Source organism: Flavobacterium sp. YO64, assembly GCF_004119505.1.
GTDB classification, from domain to species: Bacteria; Bacteroidota; Bacteroidia; order Flavobacteriales; family Flavobacteriaceae; genus Flavobacterium; species Flavobacterium oncorhynchi.
This window is the reverse complement of the sequence record NZ_NRQV01000011.1, coordinates 68,847-90,475: the sequence shown is the minus strand read 5'-3', so window position 1 is coordinate 90,475 and position 21,629 is coordinate 68,847. Positions and strand designations below refer to the sequence as shown.

At 33.5% G+C, this 21,629-nt stretch carries 13 protein-coding genes and 1 tRNA gene; 5 read left to right on the top strand and 9 right to left on the bottom strand.

Features of this window, described 5'->3' with window-relative positions; all coding sequences use genetic code 11:
* The first annotated feature begins 179 nt into the window (after positions 1 to 179).
* Complete coding sequence (locus BOW57_RS09860) at positions 180 to 4,091, top strand: hypothetical protein (RefSeq protein WP_129053984.1); 3,912 nt, start codon at positions 180 to 182, stop codon at positions 4,089 to 4,091.
* A gap of 170 nt (positions 4,092 to 4,261) precedes the next feature.
* On the opposite strand, the gene BOW57_RS09855 is transcribed toward BOW57_RS09860, so the two are convergent.
* From BOW57_RS09855 to BOW57_RS09845, 3 genes are all read right to left on the bottom strand, one after another.
* Entirely contained in the window at positions 4,262 to 5,983 is a 1,722-nt protein-coding gene (locus BOW57_RS09855; RefSeq protein WP_129053983.1) for a hypothetical protein, read from the bottom strand.
* A 3-nt stretch (positions 5,984 to 5,986) separates the two neighbouring features.
* A complete protein-coding gene (locus BOW57_RS20610) occupies positions 5,987 to 7,876 on the bottom strand; it encodes a hypothetical protein (protein ID WP_164973685.1) in 1,890 nt (629 codons plus the stop codon).
* A gap of 439 nt (positions 7,877 to 8,315) precedes the next feature.
* Entirely contained in the window at positions 8,316 to 9,542 is a 1,227-nt protein-coding gene (locus BOW57_RS09845) for a hypothetical protein (RefSeq protein ID WP_129053982.1), read from the bottom strand.
* A gap of 395 nt (positions 9,543 to 9,937) precedes the next feature.
* Between BOW57_RS09845 and BOW57_RS09840 the strand changes: the two genes are divergently transcribed.
* Positions 9,938 to 10,025, top strand: a tRNA-Ser gene (locus BOW57_RS09840).
* A gap of 172 nt (positions 10,026 to 10,197) precedes the next feature.
* Here BOW57_RS09840 and BOW57_RS09835 read toward each other — a convergent pair.
* From BOW57_RS09835 to BOW57_RS09820, 4 genes are all read right to left on the bottom strand, one after another.
* Positions 10,198 to 10,479 carry a helix-turn-helix domain-containing protein gene (locus tag BOW57_RS09835; protein WP_241687429.1) on the bottom strand — a complete coding sequence of 94 codons (282 nt, stop codon included), beginning with the start codon at positions 10,477 to 10,479 and terminating at the stop codon, positions 10,198 to 10,200.
* Between the two features lie 43 nt (positions 10,480 to 10,522).
* Positions 10,523 to 10,960 carry a hypothetical protein gene (locus BOW57_RS09830; protein ID WP_129053981.1) on the bottom strand — a complete coding sequence of 146 codons (438 nt, stop codon included), beginning with the start codon at positions 10,958 to 10,960 and terminating at the stop codon, positions 10,523 to 10,525.
* A gap of 17 nt (positions 10,961 to 10,977) precedes the next feature.
* On the bottom strand, positions 10,978 to 11,265 hold the full coding sequence (locus BOW57_RS09825) for a hypothetical protein (protein ID WP_129053980.1): 288 nt from the start codon (positions 11,263 to 11,265) through the stop codon (positions 10,978 to 10,980).
* Positions 11,266 to 11,558: 293 nt separating this feature from the next.
* A complete protein-coding gene (locus tag BOW57_RS09820; RefSeq protein WP_129053979.1) occupies positions 11,559 to 11,780 on the bottom strand; it encodes a helix-turn-helix domain-containing protein in 222 nt (73 codons plus the stop codon).
* 565 nt (positions 11,781 to 12,345) lie between these two features.
* Here BOW57_RS09820 and BOW57_RS09815 point away from each other — a divergent pair.
* From BOW57_RS09815 to BOW57_RS09805, 3 genes are read left to right on the top strand one after another with little or no spacing between them, the layout of a single operon-like run.
* Positions 12,346 to 15,348 (top strand): SusC/RagA family TonB-linked outer membrane protein, encoded by a 3,003-nt coding sequence (locus BOW57_RS09815; RefSeq protein ID WP_371413527.1) that lies wholly within the window; start codon positions 12,346 to 12,348, stop codon positions 15,346 to 15,348.
* Positions 15,349 to 15,359: 11 nt separating this feature from the next.
* Entirely contained in the window at positions 15,360 to 16,790 is a 1,431-nt protein-coding gene (locus BOW57_RS09810) for a RagB/SusD family nutrient uptake outer membrane protein (RefSeq protein ID WP_129053977.1), read from the top strand.
* An 18-nt stretch (positions 16,791 to 16,808) separates the two neighbouring features.
* Complete coding sequence (locus BOW57_RS09805; protein ID WP_129053976.1) at positions 16,809 to 19,436, top strand: S9 family peptidase; 2,628 nt, start codon at positions 16,809 to 16,811, stop codon at positions 19,434 to 19,436.
* Positions 19,437 to 19,510: 74 nt separating this feature from the next.
* Here BOW57_RS09805 and BOW57_RS09800 read toward each other — a convergent pair whose 3' ends face one another.
* Both BOW57_RS09800 and BOW57_RS09795 read right to left on the bottom strand, forming a co-directional pair.
* Positions 19,511 to 19,780 (bottom strand): DUF6520 family protein, encoded by a 270-nt coding sequence (locus BOW57_RS09800; RefSeq protein ID WP_129053975.1) that lies wholly within the window; start codon positions 19,778 to 19,780, stop codon positions 19,511 to 19,513.
* Between the two features lie 87 nt (positions 19,781 to 19,867).
* Positions 19,868 to 21,388 (bottom strand): MauE/DoxX family redox-associated membrane protein, encoded by a 1,521-nt coding sequence (locus tag BOW57_RS09795; RefSeq protein ID WP_129053974.1) that lies wholly within the window; start codon positions 21,386 to 21,388, stop codon positions 19,868 to 19,870.
* Positions 21,389 to 21,629 lie beyond the last annotated feature (241 nt).

The following is a 21,629-nucleotide window of genomic DNA, read 5'->3' as shown; positions in this document are numbered from 1 at the left end:
TTAGCTTGAAGTTTCATTGCTTATAAATATATATAACGTCCATCTACTAAAATGCCCGTATAAATACGTGTTTTTAAAATAAATTTTGTGAGTATTTTTATTTAGTTAGTTTTATGAGCAATATCAGCTACTATTTAATATCTATAGTTAACTAATCCTTCAAATTTTAATTAATCTATATGCAATCTCCCAACAAAAAAATAAAAACATTAGATATCATAGAGGATTTAAATACACTTCTAAAAAAAAGAAACGGTGGAGCGGTTAATTTTAGAGGAATTCATTACCAGGTTTTGTATTCCTGCCAACTAATTCTTGAAAAACTAAATGAACCGGCAGGTAACGAAAAAATAACACTTGAAGGAATTGAAGATATAGACTCAATACAAACTTCCTTGACCACAAGCTCATGTGAGTTTATCCAATTAAAATCGTCTGATAACAAAATAAATGCAGGTGACTTTTGGAACTGGAATGTTCTTCAGAACTTCCTGCAGGTTTATTTAGGAGATAGCTCAAGCACCTTTAGACTGATTCATAATTTCCAAGTATCGGACGGCGCTTTAAAACAACTGTTTGAAAATAGGCTTACATCAAATTCAATGGAACATTGGAAAACAAAAATAACCAGTTACTATAAACCTGCCTTTGATATTGAGGACTTTTTAAGCAGGATATCATATGAAAGAATCTCATTTGATGAAATTACAAAAAGCATTACACAGCTTTTAATTAAATTTTGGGGCGTCAACATCGGTACAGAAAGACAATTTATAAATGCATTAGTCAACAATATTTTACAATGGTCTAAGGAACGAGCAACAATCAGCCATCAAAATGTTCGTGCAGTTTTTGAAGATGTCAGAGACTCCTATTCCAAGGCTGTAAAAAATGAAGCTGTAAAAAACAACTGGATAGAGCAGATAAATTATTCTAATGAATCTCCTACCAGCCTTTTAAATTATTATGATGGTAAAGCTGCCAAGCCTTATCATATTTCAAACGGGCTTCCAGCGCGAAGAAAATTGTGGGAAAAAGAAATAATCCAGGCTGTCAAAACTAATGATGTCATCCTTATCAGGTCATCGAGTGGGCAGGGAAAATCTACCCTCGCCTGGCAGACCGGATATACCCTGAGAGAAAAACGTAATATTTACCAGCTTCATATTGCAAATAGCTGGGAACAGGCTAATTCAATAATGGAATTCCTTCATTCACGTGTTTTGATCGGTGAATTCCCAGTTGTGATTATTGATGGCCTAGATGCAACGGTGGATAACTGGCAGAAACTGGTGCAGCGTACATCAATGCTGCCGGTTAAATATATCATCACTTCCAGATACGAAGATTGGATAAGATATGGGGGTGACATTTCCTCTATCAGCATGCAGCCGGTAGATATCAGTATTGGAAAAGAAGAAGCTGAGGATATCTTCAAGCAATTCAAACAAAAAGGAAAACTGCATCCGGAAATTAAAGAATGGCAGCCTGTCTGGGAACAGGTTTTAGATAAAGGTCTGCTGATTGAATACACTTACTTGCTGACACGTGGTGAAATGATCAGCCAACGCCTTGAATCACAGATTAAAAAATTAAAAGATGATAGAAGTCCAGCTGCCAAAACGGAAATTCTTAGAATCGTCTCGGCTGCAGATTGTCTTGGTTTAAAAATAGAAACCAAAACCCTTGTCTCCTATATTGAAAAATCTGTATCATTTGCTAATCAGGACCGCGGAGAAGTGCTTCAAGAACTGCAAAACGAATATTTTCTTAATTTTGACAGCAAAAATATTGAAGGACTGCATCCAGTCCGTTCTTCTCATCTGCTGCAGCTATTGCACATTACGCTGGCTATTTCAGATACTTTTATTAATCTTTATCAATTACTACAAGATTCCGAGAAGCAGAATTTCTTTCAGACTGCCGCGCTTTTAATCAAAAAAGAAGAATCTTTCGAGTTTTATAACAGTATATCAGAAATTCTAAGCCATGGAACATATATGGATATGGTATATGCCCTTAATGGTGTTTCTCATATTGAACCTCAAAAATACTGGCTCGAAAATCAGCAGCAGTTTGATGAGGCATTCAAAATTGGAGCCTTGGATTTGTTTGTAATGCATACAATACCTGGCAAACAGATCAACACCTATGATGAGCTTTTAAAAGTAATGCCAAGCCAGTTTACTGAAAACATGACCCGACAACGAGATCTTTTGAAAAATTTATCGAAATATGATTTTAAGGGAGGTGATATAAATTATCTCGCCGCTGCATTAATAAACAAAATCAATAGCTCTAATTCCTTCAAACCTTCATATCTGGGACTAGGCCATCTAGCAAAATGGTTTATAAAGCTTGATCTGAAACTAACTATTCCCTTTGACAAAAATTTCTTATCCGAAAACTTAAAAAATCTTTCAATCGAAGAAGCAGTAGGACTTTTTCAATATGCCTTTATATCAAATCCTCCATTGTATGAAAATTATGTTTTGGAGAACAAACAAATTATTATAAACTTTCTTAGAAAAAACACCGAATCCTTAAGAATTGAAGAAAATGGTAACCATATTGACATACATTACATATGGGATGGTGAATCATCAAAAACAACGGTCAATCAAAGCATGAATAGGATTGAATATGTTTATAATTTTCTTCCTTATTATTTAAAATATAATACCCACCCCATTATACTGCCTTTTCCAACAGAAGAAATCATCAGAGTAACTAGAAGTGATGCAACTAAAAGCATCAGTCCAGAAATCGTTCCGGATTCATCTGAAGCTTCATATTCTAACATATGGATAGAAACTATAAGCAGAAATTATTATGAAAATTCAGCTTTTGAATGGCAGAAAAAAAATCTGCAAATACGAACTGCAGCTATTGACTGGTGTAAAAGTGTCTTGAGGATTATTGACTCTTCTTTTGAAGGGAATAAGGCAAAAAGAGATAAGGAAACAGAAATCTATGTGCTAGCGAGCGCTAAACTAAGCGAGTCAATGACTCCTGTTAAACCGTATCCAAAATATGCCAATACTATGCCTGATAAAGCCGATCTAAAGAAGGCTGAACAATTAATCAATTCATGGTTTGGCGTAATTAGGAATTCAAATTCCCAATTTACAAACTTATTTAATCCACAGGGAGAAAATGACCAATATGTAGCATCAAACAATTTCAAGTCCATTTTCCTTAAGCTAAAAGAAATGCAGACTGCTTTTCACGATATCGAAAAACTCACTGCAATGCATTTTGATTCCTCATTAGTAGATAAAGATGAAAATATTATATATGAGCGACTTTACAAAAGCATTACTTACTTGATGAATCATTTTCCATTCAGTACCCAGATTCCTGTGAAAGTCGGGCGCCTGGCTATCGAGAATTGGTATACTGAATTTATTACCAGTGAAATGTCCCAGCTCAAACAAATTTTGGAAGCAGCATCTCAGGAAATCGACTATGATTTTATAATGCCCAAAAGAATCAACAAAATGGAAAATGTTCCTACTGTAGTGATAGGCATCAAAGATTTTGACTTCACAAAAGAAAACAACATTTTTTTACTCGCATATTCACTTCGCGCCTTAGCTGATTACCCAGCCTATTTTTTCTCAATAGTATCAATCCAGGACAACATAGCTGTAAGCGGATTTAGATTCAAAAAGGAAATTTTTGAAATTTTAAATGATTTTGATGACACTAAATTCGAAGATTTAAATTTAAACCTCCCTTTACCTATAATTCCGGATCATGAGCATGCTGATCTTTTGAATGTCGAAATAAGAAAACAGACGACGGAGTCTACGGCAGACCTCAAATACAGGATTTTATTAGAAGTATGGAAGTTATCACAGGCAAGATCAATCTTAAGCAGTGATGAAATATTTGATAAGGAGTGGCTTGAAGAACTAGAACACAAACACCTTGAAACAGTCGAAAAAAACATAAAATTAATCCCTGAAAGCACCATAAACAATAGCTTTATAAAATGGTACTATGAAAACTGTAATTCAAAAAAGCTATGGTCTGATCAGGATATTATTTCTAAGATTTTTGAAGCTGCCAGGCAGGAAATAAACTAATCAGCTATTAAATTTACGTAATACAGTAGAAAAAAAAGGAAAATGTATTACCTGTAATGCATAGTTCCAATCCTCAGCTCCTCAACTTAGCAGTAATGCATGTTTTAAAAAAAACTAACCAATATAAAATAATGGGTATCAATACTATTTATTATTTTTTATAATAATTATTACACAGTAATAGATCTCCATTTATCTGGAAAATAAGGTGTGTTAAAATAAAGATGCGCCAGGTCTTTTAAAAAAGCGTACCCCGCCTTGTCGGTACGATAATTATACCTGAACTCCTCTTTTCTCTTACCTATTTTAATTTTGAAATCTGCAAAATTCAGATCATCACTAATTTTTTTATGCAACCTCAGCTCAGACTGGTAGCCATCAGTAAATGATTTTGAAAACAATTGCTCCTCCAGGTCATTTTCCTTATCGTCAATCAATTCAAGAGAAGTTGAATCAATGCCGTGGTGCGGTACAAATAATCCCAAATCTATTTTGTTGTCTATTATGAACTTTCTCATTACATCATACTCTTCTTCCATATCCAAAAGGGCTGTATATTCCATTAAAACAGCAAGTAGCGGAGAAGTACTGTCCGAGTAATAAACGGGTTTAATCCCTGTCACAGTAAACTTGATTACGCTTTCAATGCTGTTGTTTGCATCCGGAATAAATCCTAACATTTCCTTGGCCGCCTTAAGTTGTTGAAGTACAACTTTGAGATAATTTTTAGCGTTCTGCAACTCACCAAAATCAATGAACAGATTAAGGATACTAATTATTGCAGACGAATGGATATCAAGCAACGGCCTCCAGGATACATTGTTCATATTGATCAACTGAACTAGCTGAAGATGATTATTTTTGTCGTTTGCTGTACTAAAAAATCGCTGTACATTCAGAAAGAAACAATAAATCTCAAGATATTCAAATGTCCTTTTTGCATATCCTATTTCCTCGTAACGTCCTGAAGTCTCCCATGACAATCCGTCCTTTAAGCTGGCAATAGGAAGCGTTCTTTTAAAATATTCTATAAGCACCCCAAAGTAGAGATTGAATACCTGACTGAAATATCTAGTAACCGTTTTATCCTCTTCTAATTTGTTCTTTAATATCCAATTCCAGAATTTCAGCACCAGATGGGTCAAATAGCGCTTCGCTGTTTCAAGGTTGTTGTGCTCCTTAGATTCTGTGTAGATGATAAATCCAACAAGCTTGAAAGTTTCAAATAAAACCTGCCATCTTCTAGATAATTTTTTACATTTTTTCCATTCTTCTTTACTAAACAGCTGTTCTAATAAATCACGAAAATCAGCACTTATGCCATCGGTTGTATTTAAATTGACCAGCACCCTGTTAAAAATTCTGGTTGTCTGCGGATCCACAAGCAGATATTCGCTGAAAAGTTTTTCTGAAAACAGCTGTGTAAGGCGCGAGATGTCCCAACGGTCAAAAGTTGTATTTACTAAATTTCTCTGTGTCGCGACAATAAATGCCTCCAGCGTTGCCTGTACATTGCCCTTTATTATTCCGTTATGGACAATCACGATTTTTAATGGTAGCTCTTCAAACTCAGGAAATGCCGAAACGAACTTATTATAGCTCGCCTGAGTCAGCGAGTCCTGAATGCCGTCTTTACCGTAAAAGTTAGCATCGGTGATATCTCGGTCGGCACCTCCCTTTAACTCAAAGTAAAAACGCTTTTTAATGCTATCTTCATCCGGGCCAACCGCTACAATATCTTTTCCGTATTCGGGAAGCCCTATATACTCTGTCGGTTTGGATAAAATTGTGAATCCCATAACTTCCAGAAGAATTGGAAAAATGCGATTAAGCTCATTTTTCTCAGTTAAGGATTCCAAATATTCCTTAACAACTATATTTTTGATATCCATTCTTTAGAAATTTTCAAGGTTCTGTTCATAAAGCAACGGGTTTTTATAAGCCCTGCTGTCAATCATCATTTTTGACTCAAAATGCACAAGAGGCCGGATTTCACCAGAATACTCATTTTTCATAGATTTGGCCCGCACAATAACCGTTGTTTTTACATCATATAGAAACGAGTTTTTATCCTCATTGATGTCTTTAGGTATTTTAGCATGCACTTCGTGTTCAAGACTATAATAGAGATCCATAAGAGCACGCTCATTTTTTATCGGGTTTAAGTCGTTGAATTCTTCCTTGAATTTTTTAATTTCAAGATACTTTTCCAAGGCTTTTTCCAGAGGCTTTAAAAAATCCTGATCTATTTTCGAACTGCCAAGATTTAGTTTTATGGCATCAAGCAGCAATTCATGGTACACTTCCAGCACTAATTCGGAAAGCTTGTCCTGCAGATACTGTCTTACTTCCTTAAAAGAAGATTCCCTGAACTTCAGTAGCAGTATAAGCAAATCATCAATTGAATATGGAAAACTGCACATGCTTTCAACTGCCTGCATCTGCGCTTCCTTACTCCCCTTTAATAAGTTAATGTGATAAATCCCCCCACTGATGCAGAGAATAATTTTTAAGGCGAGAAAACTGTAATTTCTAAAATTGAACAAGTGCAGGATCTGCGCTTCGGTTTCTTCCCTGTTTATATCGAAAAAACGATTAATGGCACTCTTAAACAATTCAATAGATCCCCTTAAACCAAGCAATTCATGTCTTTTGACTAAAATTTCAAAAAGATACTGTGGGTCTTTATAATTATAAAAAAAATGCTTTAAGACTTTTAAATTTTTTGTATTCTCGATATATATATTAAGTAAATAGTACTTTTCAAATTCATAATCTACCATATTGTACTGGATATTATTAAGTACAGTCAGGGCATTTTCAGGATCTTTAGCCTGCAGCATTGTGCGGAGTTCTTTGATGCAGTCGGCTTTCAGCTGGTCAGAAGCGGCATTATTTTCAATTATACGGCAGAATAAAAGACTTTTTAGGTTTATCTGTTCCTCACTTACAGGTTCAATATTTCTGAGTAGCTCGAAGAGTTTTGTAATCATTTGCCCGTCGGAAAAAGCAAAATCACTCAATGCTTTCAGGGCTGTAACTTTATCTTTTTCAAACAGTGATAACGCAGAAGCGAAAACCTTATCTTCATTTTTTGGAAACAGTCCTACAAGCAGTGGCGGAATAAAAATCAGATATTGTTGGCTAGTATCGTTGCATGCATATTCAGTAAGACTTTCTGCTGTATCGGAATAATTCTCCGACAATCCCCTCAGATAATTATATGTAAAATTATGATTGTATTTCTCCTGCGAATTATAATCCATACAGGATTTTAAAATATTTTCTTCAGTGGTATTGGAAATGATTAAAAATTTAAAGTAGACAGATATAAAATCCATACGCTCCTTTCTGTCCTGTTTTTTATCTTTTAGAACTTTTATAAAATGACTATAAACTAATTCTGGAGAATTTAAATTCTGAAGCAAAAACGCCTTAAAGCCGTTAATCATCTTATCCAGATTATTTTTTTGATAATCAAGACTATTTATATTAAGAAGATATTCCTTCAGATCTTCAGCAAAACGAAGAACATCAACAGTCAAAGCATCAGGTTTGGAATCCAGTTTCTGTTCTGCGGCAATCAGAAGTGCCTCATTAAATAAAATGGAATCAAAATTGATTTCAAGATAATTTGAGTCGCTTTCTGAAATTTTTACAACTCTCATCTCCAAAAGTTTATCATACTGTCCTATTTCCCCCAATTGATATCTATCTTTTATGGTTGAAAATACAGCATTGATCAAATTAAGTATTCCTTCATTGTCTCGACTCATTAATTTCATATTTATTAATTGATGGCTGAATATAATACCCACGGTAATTTAATTTGTACTTTATATACATACTCAAACATACAAAATTGCCAATTGTATGTTTTACGTTTTCCCGTAGTTATTAATTAAATTAACAAATTAATTCCCTTGCAGCTTCAACATTTAAAGATATTCCATTATATAAATAGCGTGGAAAATTTAGGATCCTTTTCATTTCAGGGCATCAATTAAAAATGTTACAGAAGTGAAGTCTTAATAAAAATCTTGAGCTACTGTTTTCATTTTCTCATCGTAAATTGTTTCTTCACTAAGCTAATCTTAAATTCGTAATAATGCTTATTGTTCAGGTGTGGCTAAAAATTAGTTTATTTCTTTGCGTTTCTCACTATCCTATGCTCCAGCCCAACCACGTAATTTTGCAAAAGGAGATATTTTATAAAGCCCAAAATTATCTTGACTTTAATTTCAATCGATTAAACTCCTTCACAACTGGATTCATAAAATTAGGTAATTCATAACCTCTTGATTTCGCAAACATTATCGATGCAATATACTTAAAATCATCTATCTGCAATGTGTCATACCCATGCGAGATGGTTGCTAATTTCTCATCAACCATATAAAATGCCAAGATTTCACTTTCCGCATGTCTAATCCTTTCGCGACTGTCCAAATTTTCTATTTTATCCTTGTCATAAATGTACATTTCTGTTACAAAAAGGATATTGACTATTTTATCAGATTCAATTCGACTAGCTATCTCATTAAATTTTCTGTATAATGTGGTTTTGATCGAAAAACCAAAAGAAACTAATTCAAAGGTTTCATCGCTATACACAATCATGCATGTTGGCATTAGTTTTTTTTGCATTTGAAAAAGCACCAAATGCATTAGCTCAAATTTGTTAAACACATCACCATCAGGATAGGTTTCGTTTAGATTTTCAATTGGAACTTTTATAGGTCCTGGGCCGCACTGTAGCACAATTCTTGATGCCTTTTCAAAATTTTCATTTTTACAATAAAAAATATAGTCATCAACAAAAAGAAAATCTTTAGGAACTTGATAAAAATTCATCTTATTTATTTTCCCTTCTAGTTCATTGGATATTCTGCAATCCCCATTGACCACTTTTTTCATCTCGGACAAGAAGAGTTTCATCTGGTTTATCCCAAATATCAAATTATCATATAAATCTTCGGTACGTCCATACTCAGAAAATAAAAATTCTGCTGAAAACATGACCTCTAATTGTCCCATGCTTAGGAATGTTTCCCGCAGCGAATCAACTATTGTTGAAATTTTCACATCATTATCAATAGTAAAAACCAATTCCGGCAGTGACAATGTCTGTCCCGAATAAATGGTGATGGTAATTCTCTTCTCTAGATTAAATGGTTGCTGTTTAAGCACCTCGTTCCGTTTTTCTATAAACCATTTACCAACATGGTTAACGAGATATTGATCACGCAACTTTTCATATTCTGGCATAAATAAAGTATGAGCCAAAGATTTTTGCAGAACAAAGGTGATGTTCCTATATTCCGAAAAGAAATTATCCAGATAACTTATATTATCGAAGAAGTCCGTCCCTTTTTCAAATTTTTCCAAACTGCTTAAAGCGTTATAAAATTTATGGAGTGCCGGATAGAGCAAGCCTCTTGAGTTATTCATTTTGTCTTTAATTAAAAATCTAAAGATAAGGAAAACTACAAAGTCGATCTGAGTCAAAATAGAACTGATCATAAATTTTATCTGAAGGACATATAATAATCAAAATCACATTGCTTTGATAACTTGAAGCATGGAATTCAAGTTAATCCGTGAGAGTATTTAAGAGCAAATTATTTAAAGATTTTGACCTTACAATTCATAAACCAATTATGAGAAAGTATTAAAAAAATAAATGTAAACTGTATTTTAAATACCTCAAAACTTTTAATTCAGTAACAACCAAATGTATAAATGGAGTAAAATCGTTTTCTTAACAAATAGTTTAAAAAAAATTTCTCCAATCAAAAAAACATTTTATCTTTGCACCCGCAATGAGAAAATTATTGCGTCTTACTGGAGGAATGGCAGAGCGGTCGAATGCGGCAGTCTTGAAAACTGTTGACTGTAACAGGTCCGGGGGTTCGAATCCCTCTTCCTCCGCCAGATGAAGTCTGAAAAGCGACTTTTAAAAATAAAAAGCCTTTAAACATAAGTGTTTAAAGGCTTTTTTATTTGAAAGGGTATTGAACCCTGATGAAAAAATGGTTACTATTATAGTTACCTAATCTATTTTGAGCTCTTTTTTTAAATCTGGGGCAAATGATTAAATACTAATTTATGATTCATTGCTTTTGAGTATTTTATCAATTTTACCGCTGTCATACAGAAAAATATCCCCCAGCCTAGTATAGGGAAGAATTCCGGTCTGCCTGTATTTTATGATCGTATTATTGGAAAGCCCGAACATCTTTTTTAAATCTTCATTTCTGTAATATTCAGGCCGCAGGGTTTTTCCCTGGCTTATTTTTGAATCAATTGCTTCCAGTTTCGCTACCACAGGCTCTATCAGCTCCTTTACTTCCATCACATAAGACTGCCTCTTTTCTTTCTTCATCATCATTGAGTCTTTTAAATATTATTAATCTTTTCTACTATCCTTTCTACCGCTTTTCCAGCCTTCTTCTTCTCTCCTGCATCACTGCAATAAAATCATCTAGAAATTTAATCTGCTTGATCTTGTAGGTGTAACCTTTGCATTCCGAAAACTGCCTGCTTATCGTGCTTATTGTTTTCTGTCCTCCTTCATTATCATTATAAGTAAAATTTTTGCTTATAAATTTCTGGAAATCACCTCGATTTTTTTTCGCGTCATTTGAATCAAAATATAAAATGCCTTCATCCATTAAAACATAGAAGAGATTTGCAAGTTCTATTTTGCTGTAAGAGCTTCTACATTTTTTTAATGGAATTAAAGAAGATGAACCATCTCCCTGCATTGTGACTAATTCTTTTGAAGTAATCAAATCCTCCAATTTTTTTAATCTCATATCAAGTTTAAAATAATTGTCAACAATTGTATATGTTTTAGCTCTTTTCATTTAGATTCAAAATATTATTACTCCACATGAAAAAATATTGTACTGCGCTTTGTTCTGCTTTTAGTCGGGATGTAAATTATATAACCATAAGCATTCAGCTCTATCATACATTTATAATAAGTCTTTGGTGAAGCAATTTTAGCTATTTTCTGAATTTCAAAGCTGTATGCTTCTATAGGATTTATTATCCCATTATTCTTTCGAAATTGAATTAGTGCAGCAAATATTGCTACATGTGTAGGGCTGATGCGAAAATCTTTCTCAATAGCCAGAAAAAAATCTGATAAAACTTTTAAATCATCCATTTTACTTGTTCTTGATTTCAACAAAAATCAAAATAACAATTAAACAAATTTATCCACAAGTACAACTTTTGTTGTACCCTAGTTGTACCCCTTTATTTAATTAAAAAACTGAAATAAAACTATAAGTAAAATGCTCTATAAAAACATTTAGATATTTTTTAAAATATTTATTTTCGATAAAATTCTACTAATAAAATCAGAAGAAAGAACCAAATGGAGGGGTTGATTGATAATTTAAAAAATTGATAAAACAGTAGTCAAAGAATTAGATGATAGTTTTTTGTAATGATTAATTAAATATCTAATAATTTAAAAAAATCACACAACTTCATTTCTTTCGCTTCACAAATTCTAATTAAAGTATTTAGACTTATGGCGTAATCTTTATTATATTTTATTTCTCGAACAGTTTTTTCATCGATATTATGTTCCCGAGCAAATGAGCTTTGAGATTTGGCTTTTGATACCCACTCAAGTGCTATGTAGTCAACTATTATACGATTCTTGTCCTTCATAATTAACAAAGTAACTTTTTAAAGCTCAAAATAATTCGGATTAAAATCCGAATTATAGATTATTTTGTTATATTTGTCACTGAATTAATATATTTGCGATTCTTCATTAAAAAAATATGAAGCATTCGCTTGGAGTCTCGTTTCCGAAAACTGCTAATTTTTAATCACACGAGATGACTAAGTGTAAATGCTCACGCCTCTAATAATTGGCGTGGGCTCTCTTATTCGTGTGAAAAGGTTCTTAGCAGTACCTCGGAAGTGAATATGTTGAGTTCCGCGCCTCTTTTATTTTTTAGAGATTCATTCTACTTAACCTAAATTCTTAGCATTGCTTTTATTTTTATTGTCTCGCTTTTAGATTTATTGTCTAACAAATAAACCTACATGCTTATGAAATAAAAAAAAGCAGAATTAAATATAGCATAGATGTACCTTCTCATTTCTAATACTATAAAAAAAGCCCTCTAACCCGCGATCAAACAAGTATAGAGAGCTGAATTAATAAAAACTTTCGTTTCAAATTAACTAACCCAAAATTATGAAAACTTATTCATGGAAAAAAGGGTTGGCAACGCTTTGGTATCCGCTTATTTTCGGATTCTATCTCTTTTGCACGCCAGCCTTAGCAAGGAATATCTTGTACTCTCTCCTTACACAACAACAAAAGCAGATCTCTGGTATTGTTACAGATGGTACTCTTCCTCTTTCAGGAGTCAGTATTTCGGTGAAAAACCAGAAAAATACTGTGGTAACAGACTTTGACGGCAAATTTGTCATAACAGTATCCACAAATGACATCCTTATTTTTACATATATCGGCTATAAAACAATAGAAATCCCTGTAGCTAAGCACTCAGAGCTAAATGTACAGATGCAAGAAAATACAACAGCACTACAGGAAGTAAAAATCAATGCAGGATACTATACAGTGAAAGAAAGCGAACGCACTGGCAGTATAGCAAAAATCACCGCAAAGGATATAGATAAACAGCCTGTTACCAACATACTTTCTGCAATGCAAGGTCGTATGGCAGGAGTTACAATTACCCAAACAACCGGAACACCCGGAGGTGGATTTGATGTGCAGATAAGAGGAACTAATAGTTTACGTGCTGATGGAAACCAGCCTCTTTACATAATCGATGGAGTTCCTTACGCATCAAATTCTATATCCAATAATAATATCTCGTCGATTATTATTCCAAGTGCTAATGTAAGCCCCTTAAGTTCAATTAATCCTTCGGACATTGAAAGTATCGAAGTGCTTAAAGATGCGGACGCTACTGCTATTTATGGATCCCGTGGTGCTAATGGAGTTATATTGATCAACACAAAAAAAGGCAAAGAAGGAAAAACCAGATTCACAATCAATACAAACACAGCCGTAGGAAATATAACTCGCTACATGAATTTAATGCATACGAATCAATACTTGGAAATGCGAAAAGAAGCATTTGCAAATGATGGAATTGTAAAATATCCAGCAGCGGCCTATGATGTAAACGGCACTTGGGATCAAAGTCGCTATACTGACTGGCAGAAAGAACTTATTGGAGGCACGGCTCAAATAAATGATGGTCAGATATCAATAAATAGCGGATCTGCTCAGACGCAATTTCTTCTTAGTGGTAATTACCATAATGAAACTACCGTTTTCCCTGGTGATTATAAGTATAAAAGAGGCGGAGCAAACTTTAATCTAAATCATCAATCAGCAGATAATAAGTTTAAGATAAATTTGTCTACCTCATATTCTTCACAAAACAACAATTTACCTGCTACTGATTTTACAAGAGAGGCAAGATCGCTGTCTCCAAATGCTCCCGCCCTATATGATGCTTTTGGAAACCTCAATTGGGAGAACGGAACGTTTAATAATCCCTTACGTAATCTTGAAGCGCTATACAAAGCCAATACAGCTAATCTTATTGCAAATGCAATTTTATCATACCAGATAATCCCAGAGCTGGAATTTAAAACTAGCATAGGATTTAGTGATCTCCGTTATGATGAAATCAGAACTTCACCATCAACGATATATAATCCCTCACTTGGACTAGGAAGCGAATCTTCATCATTATTTATCAATAACAGCACTAGAGAATCGTGGATTATTGAACCTCAATTGAATTGGAATAAAAAAATTGGGAATGGTAAAATAGAACTTTTAGCTGGTGCTACTTTTCAACAGCAAAAAACCGCACAGCTTGTACAAGAAGCAGATGGTTTTGCAAGCAACAGCTTAATTTATGACTTAGCATCAGCCACATATCTCTATGTATTTACAAATCAGCAGACACAATATAAATATCAAGCATTCTTTGGCAGGGCAAACTTTAATTGGAAAGATCGTTATATTGTTAATCTTACAGGAAGAAGAGATGGCTCAAGCCGCTTTGGTCCGGGCAATCAATTTGCCAATTTTGGTGCCATTGGAGCAGCCTGGTTATTTTCAAAAGAACCATTGCTAGAAAATAAAATTCTAAGCTTTGGGAAATTGAGAGCCAGTTACGGAACTACTGGCAATGACCAAATCGGAGATTATAATTTCTTAGATACCTATAGCTCGGCGGGTAATAATTATCAAGGGACAGTTGGTCTACAACCCAATCGTTTATATAATGCAAACTTTGGATGGGAAACCAACAAAAAAATGGAAATAGCTTTAGAACTAGGTTTTATTCAAGATCGCATTTTTTTAACAACTGCCTATTACCGCAATCGTTCATCCAACCAATTAGTTGGAGTTCCACTTCCCGGAACCACAGGATTCAATTCCATATTAGCAAACCTAAATGCAACGGTTGAAAATAAAGGACTAGAACTGACCATTCGAACAGTTAATATCAATAAACAAAATTTCAAATGGACAACAAATATTAATTTAACCGTTCCAAAAAATAATTTAATAGCGTTCCCTCAATTAGAAAACTCTACCTATGTTAATCAGTATGTAATTGGAAAATCCATCAACATTCAAAAGGTTTACAATTACATTGGCCTCAATACCCAAACAGGAATTTATCAATTTGAAGATGTCAATAAGGACGGAAAAATTTCATCCCCTGATGATAGACAAACGGTTAAAGATTTCAGTCCAAAATATTATGGCGGTCTGCAAAATCAATTCAACTTAAAAAGGTGGCAGCTTGATTTTCTATTTCAATACGTTAAACAAGAAAACTGGAATTCAATAAGTATGTTAGGCCTAACTGGGGGTATGTCTAATAAAACTACAGAAGTATTAAACCGCTGGCAGAATCCCGGAGATACTGGTCCATATCAAATGTATAGTTCAGGAACAAATTCACTGGTAACAGCTGCAAATAACCTGTACACCAACAGTAATGCCGCTATAACCGATGCGTCATATCTTAGGCTTAAAAACATTTCAATATCCTATAATCTACCTGAAAACAGCCTGAAAAATTTAAAATGCCGTATTTCTCTTCAAGGCCAGAATATACTAACCTTCACCTCTTATAAAGGAGCTGATCCTGAGTTTATAGTATCTGGATTTTTACCTCCTCTTAAAATATATGCATTAGGATTACAGCTAATTTTCTAACACTAACGACTATGAAAAATTATATACAACAAAGACAGCTAATTTTCTTTACTGGTAATAAAATAAAATTATCAATTTATTTCGCCTGGATACCGATATTTTGCTCTTTACTCTATTCCTGCGATAGTTTTGTAGATGTAGATCTTCCGACTTCTCAATTAACCGGAAATACAGTATTCGAAAATAAAAATACTGCCAATGCTGCTTTGGTAAATGTTTACGCTCAGATAAGAGACAACGGATTAATCACGGGAAAACCAACAGGAATTTCTAACCTTTTAGGAAACTACTCGGATGAATTAACGTTTTATGGAACAGACAGCAATGCTGCTAAAGATTTCTATAATAATACTATTATAGCATCAAATACTACTGTCGCAGGATGGTGGAATAATACATACAAACAAATATATGCTGCAAATGCTGTAATTGAAGGAGTAACTAATAATACAAAACTTATTGAATCAGACAAAAATCAATTATTAGGCGAGGCTCTTTTTATCAGAGCCCTGCTTCATTTTTATCTTGCTAATATTTATGGCAATATACCATACATTACAACCACCTCTTACCAAACAAATGCTCTCGTTTCTAAGAAACCTGTTTCTGAGATATATTCTGAGGTTATAAATGATTTACAAAAAGCAATATCGTTATTACCCTCTAATTATATTACTTCGGGTCGCGTTCGTCCAAATAAATCAGCAGTGCAAGCTTTACTAGCAAGAGTTTATTTGTACGATAGCAAATGGGAATTGGCCGAACAAACCGCTTCTCTACTAATTAATAACACGAATCTATATTCTTGGGAAAACAATATTGATAAAGTATTTTTAAAAGAAAGCACCTCAACCATTTGGCAGCTGATGCCCTCAACAGCTGGTAAAAATACAGATGAAGGAAATCTTTTTGTATTTACCAGTGGACCGCCACCGCTTGTTGCTTTAAATAATGAATTATTTAAAGCTTTTAGTTCCGATGATTTAAGAAAAACCCATTGGATAAAAGCAGTCACCAACGGAACCTCAACTTGGTATCACGCTAATAAATACAAACAGAAAAGCCCAACGGGGACCTCGGTTGAATATTCAATTGTAATGCGTTTAGAAGAACAATACCTTATTCGTGCAGAAGCAAGAGTACATCTCAATAAATTGGAAGAAGCCAAAGAAGATTTAAATAAGATTAGAAATCGTGCGGGTCTTCAAAACACAACTGCAACGACAACTGAAAATCTACTGCAGGCTATTCTAAACGAAAGAAAGCTTGAGTTATTTACTGAGCTCGGACATCGATTTTTCGATCTTAAAAGAACAGCAAATCTGGATAATGTTCTCTCTGGAACAAAACCTGGATGGAATACTACTGACAGACTCTTTCCACTCCCTGATTCTGAGTTGAGGGTAAATCCAAATCTACTTCCTCAAAATGACGGATATTAAAAAACATTTACACATCCAATGAAAATCAATAACAAAAGACTAGTACAGGTTGAGTCATTTTTATCCCGTATTACATTTTTATTTTTTGTTTTAGTAGCCTGCCCTTTATTGGGGCAGGTAAAACAAAAAAAGATGCTTCAGGAATCCGACTATCATCTGTGGCACACACTGCAATCTGAAAATATTTCTGAAAACGGAAACTGGATAAGTTACAAACTAGTTTATCCAAATGGTAAACACACTCTTTTTGTTAGAAATACAAAACTGAACATACAGTATGTTTTTCCAAATGCATTTAATGGAAGTTTCAATAGGGAAGAAAGTTTCGCTTGCATTACTCCAATAGCAGGACTGCAAATACTTAATTTAAAAACTGGCAAATCGCATACTTATGCTGGAATAACCCAATACAAATACACAAAAAATAAAAAATACATTATTACATATAGCAAAGCAGGAGATCCTTCTCTGGAAATAAAAAAATCCTCAGGATTAACGATAATGAAAATTGATAATCTTCGCGAATATAAAATCGCTCCACAAGAAAATGCTGTTATGTTTACTGATGGCCGTTGCATCGGATTTGTAACTTTAACTGACAAAATGCAAAAGACTATAATTGTTGAAAAATCCGAAAATCCATTTTTAAATTTAACGTGGCATAGCAATGGAAATGCTGTCGCTTTTTTACAAAAAAAAGATGATCTTGGTGAAAACAATTTATTTTTCTTTAGCCTTAAAAATAATAAGCTTTTTAAATTCGATTTCGAAAAACTTTTAAACCTTAAAGATGATTTCATAATTAGTCCTACTGTGACGACTAAATTGACCATATCTGATGATGGACAGCGTGTTTTCTTTGGAATAAAAAAACGAGAAGATAATTATTCCGTAATAGATTCAACACAAGTACAAATATGGAATGCCTCTGATAAGTTATTGTATTCGCAGCGAGAAGAAATTGGGCAATGGGATAAAGTAGCCAAGCTAGGTGTTTGGTTTCCTTATGAAAATAAATTTAAACAAATAACTAGTAATCAACTTCCAAAAGTAATCCTAGCTGGGAACCAAAAGTTTGCTATCACATTTAATCCGTGGCAGTATGAACCCCAATACAAACAACAGGGAGATATAGACCTCAACTTAACCAATCTTATATCAGGGGATTCAAGCATGATATTAACTAAACATTCTGGAAATAAAAATCACACAATTATATCTCCAACAGGTAATTTCATAACCTACTTTAAAGATCAAAAATGGTGGGTATATAACATAACAAAAAAGATTCACTTTAACTATTCTAAAAATATAACTCAGCCCTTATTTGATCAAAATTATAACTCAGCAGGTGAAGTTCCTGCATATGGAATTTTAGGCTGGACAAAAAATGACTCTTCATTATTAATTTATGATCAATTTGATATTTGGGAAGTTTCCTCCGATGGCAGAACAGCTAAAAGATTAACACACGGCAGAGAAAAAAACATACAATTCAGGATAGCAAAACAACAGTATGAAAATATTAAAACGGAAAACTACAATGGTTTCTACGCTTTAGAAATTGATCTCGACCATGAATTAATTCTTCAGGCAAAAAACAATCAAAAAAGCGGTTACTTTATTTGGAATAAAATTGATGCAGAAAAGCCTCTGGTTTTTAATGAAATGAAAAATAGCTATCTGATGAAATCCTCAAAAGGAGAAAGTTATATTTTTCAACAGCAGAGTTATGAAAAAGCTCCTTCAATCTGGTTTAAAAAAGATAAAAAAAGCAGTAATAGGTTAATTGTTCAAAGCAACAAACAGCAGAAAGATTTTTATTGGGGTAAGGCTGAAAAAATTCATTATTCTAACAAAAATGGAACATCTTTAACAGGCGCACTTTTTTATCCTGCCAATTATAATCCCGCTAAGAAATATCCCTTAATAGTCAGCATCTATGAATTAAAATCTCAAGAATTTTATCAATATGTTAATCCCACTTTGTATTCTGATACAGGATTTAACGTAACGAATTATACCGCTCAAGGCTATTTCGTTTTGTCCCCTGATATTATATACGAAATTGGGAATCCCGGTATTTCTGCAGTAGATTGTGTTCTTTCAGCAACTCAGTCTGTAATCGACAAACATATTATTCAAAAAGATAAGATAGGTTTGATAGGCCACTCTTTTGGAGGTTATGAAACTAATTTTATAATTACCCAAACCAATTTATTTGCAGCTGCGGTATCTGGTGCAGGTGTCGCAGATTTAACAAGCTGGTATTTAACAATGGGATGGAATACCGGTACTCCAGAAATATGGCGTTTTGAAAATCAGCAATGGCGTATGGGAAAATCACTTTTTGAAGATAAACAGGCATACAGCCGCAACTCTCCATTGGAATTTGTACAAAACATTCAAACTCCATTACTCTCCTGGACAGGGAAGCAAGATCGGCAAGTGCATTGGTATCAAAGCATAGAATTTTACTTAGCATTGCGAAGACTGCAAAAAGAGCATATTTTATTAGTGTATCCTAAGGAAAAGCATGTTATAATGAATCCAAAGGATCAGCAAGATCTCAGCAATCATATTAAACAGTGGTTCGATTATCATCTGCAGAATAAAAGCCTTCCCTCTTGGGTTAGTTATAAATAAAAACAATGCAGTTCTTTATAAAAATAGAACTGCATTGTAAATGAACCTAACATTCTAGTCAAGCCCTTTAAAGATTAGTTTAATTTGTATAAGACTTTGTTACAAGTAGTACCACTGGCATTCAAACCAAAAACTTGTTGATTTGTGTCCTCAATGGTACAAATTTCACTCCCTTGATTGTTACAATCAATTGATTCAGAACATGGATTCGGATTATTGATGTATCCTTGTTCAGGCGCACTTACGTTAGCTGCTTTGCCATTTGGATTTGAGGCAAAAGCACCTGCAATTGCAAGGGCAAACGCTGCCACAGGCAAAAGCTTTTTCACATTTAATGTTTCCATGATAATAAAAATTAAATTAAAAAAATATCTACTTTTTTTACAGGTGTTCGATTACATTCCTGATACTGAGCGCTAAGTATATGATAATCATAATTCACTTTTGTAATGCTGTAAAAGTGAATTACTAAGTTGATAACAAACTATATAATTACCAATAAGGGCGTAGAGGTAATTTTCTTGAACAATGATATTTCTTATTTTTTGGTTTCCAATATTGTAAACATAAAAGCTCGAAATATAAGAAGCATCATTCAAATTATAAACGTCAACGGTACTTGCCTGGCTCCATAAATCTTTCGACTCATATAATCCATGAACTGGCGAGTAAATAAAAAGAAGGTTTTTATAGACTGCACTGGCTTTGTTAACTATAAGCGGCGGAGCAGACATTTTCTTTTGATTCCTGCTTGAAATATTGGAAATTTTAATTTGTGCATGACTTGTAGTATCTATAGTTTTTCCTATATATTTTAAGTCAAGAGAATCATTAGCTACCACGAATTCATTCCGATATAAATAAACATAAACGATACGTTTTATCTTTGGGCTGTAATGCAGCATGCCGTCTGTATCAAAAACTCCATCAATTTGTTTTTTTAACAGTTTTGGATTTAATTTTACTTTTTGATTCTTTCCCAGAAAGATGGATCCAATTATATTTTCATTATTCTTTACCGCCTGCCCTCGAAAGGCAACATTCAGAGAATCGATTGGTGTAATTATTGAAAAAAACGCTTTTTGATTCATAAATAATGATGCTTTCCAATCTGAGATTTTTCCCCTAAATAGACAAGGGACATTTCCATCAGCAACAAAAAAGTAAGGTGCTGAAATATTAATTTTGACGGTCTTAAAACTAAAATCACTCTTATCCAATTCTATTTTAAATGATGTTTTCTTTTGCAAAACACTATCGAATGACAGTAGATGTAACGGAGCAGTATTATTTCCCAAATATATATTTCCATTTGCTGCTCCAGCAAAATAATACGAATTATAAAGAAGATCAACTTCACTCCTTTTTACGGCCTGATGATGAGGAAAACGGCGTACAAAATTATTCCGGTGATGTATTATATTTTCAGATGAAATAAATAAAATAGTCACTAGACCAACACTAAAAAAAATCGAAAGGGCGAAAGAACTGGCAAGAACAGCGGGTTTTGAAATAAAAGATGTCTGAGACACCCTACCGGCCGATATCAGGATACCCGCTGCTGCCAGCATTATGAAAACCAAATTAAAAAAGAAATGTTCCTTCCATCCCATTTTTTCCAAAATCCCACCACAGGAGCATGGAATAAAAGAACTATAATTTAAAATAATATAGATGTATGATGTAAACATGACCATCAGGTTAAAAGCTGCAAAAAGACTGATTAATCTCCATCCTTTTAAAACAATAAATAATGCTATAAGTAATTCAATTATCGGTATCATCCAAGCAATTGATCCAGCAAAAGCACTTAATAAAGGGGATTGTCCCAATTGAACCTGAAAATTTTCAAAATCAAGCAATTTACTTACTGCTGCGTATATAAATAGAATCATATACAATAAACAAATTGCATCAAGAATCTTACTTTTATTAGCTGCACTTAATTTCATGTCTTCTAATTTTTAAGTTGATAACTCTTATAGAATATTTAATAACTTTATCCGAAACAGAAAATTTCTAATTCTTATCTTTTCCATTATTGAAATAGTGAGTTTTAAAATACTTAACTTAAAGAAGAAAAGTATTTTTAAATGTAAATCGATACTTTGAAGCTTGAACGAAAGCAAAATTACAATAGACTGTTTTATAAATTGCTTTGAAAATCAAGCCAAAACCTTTAAAAATCAGGCA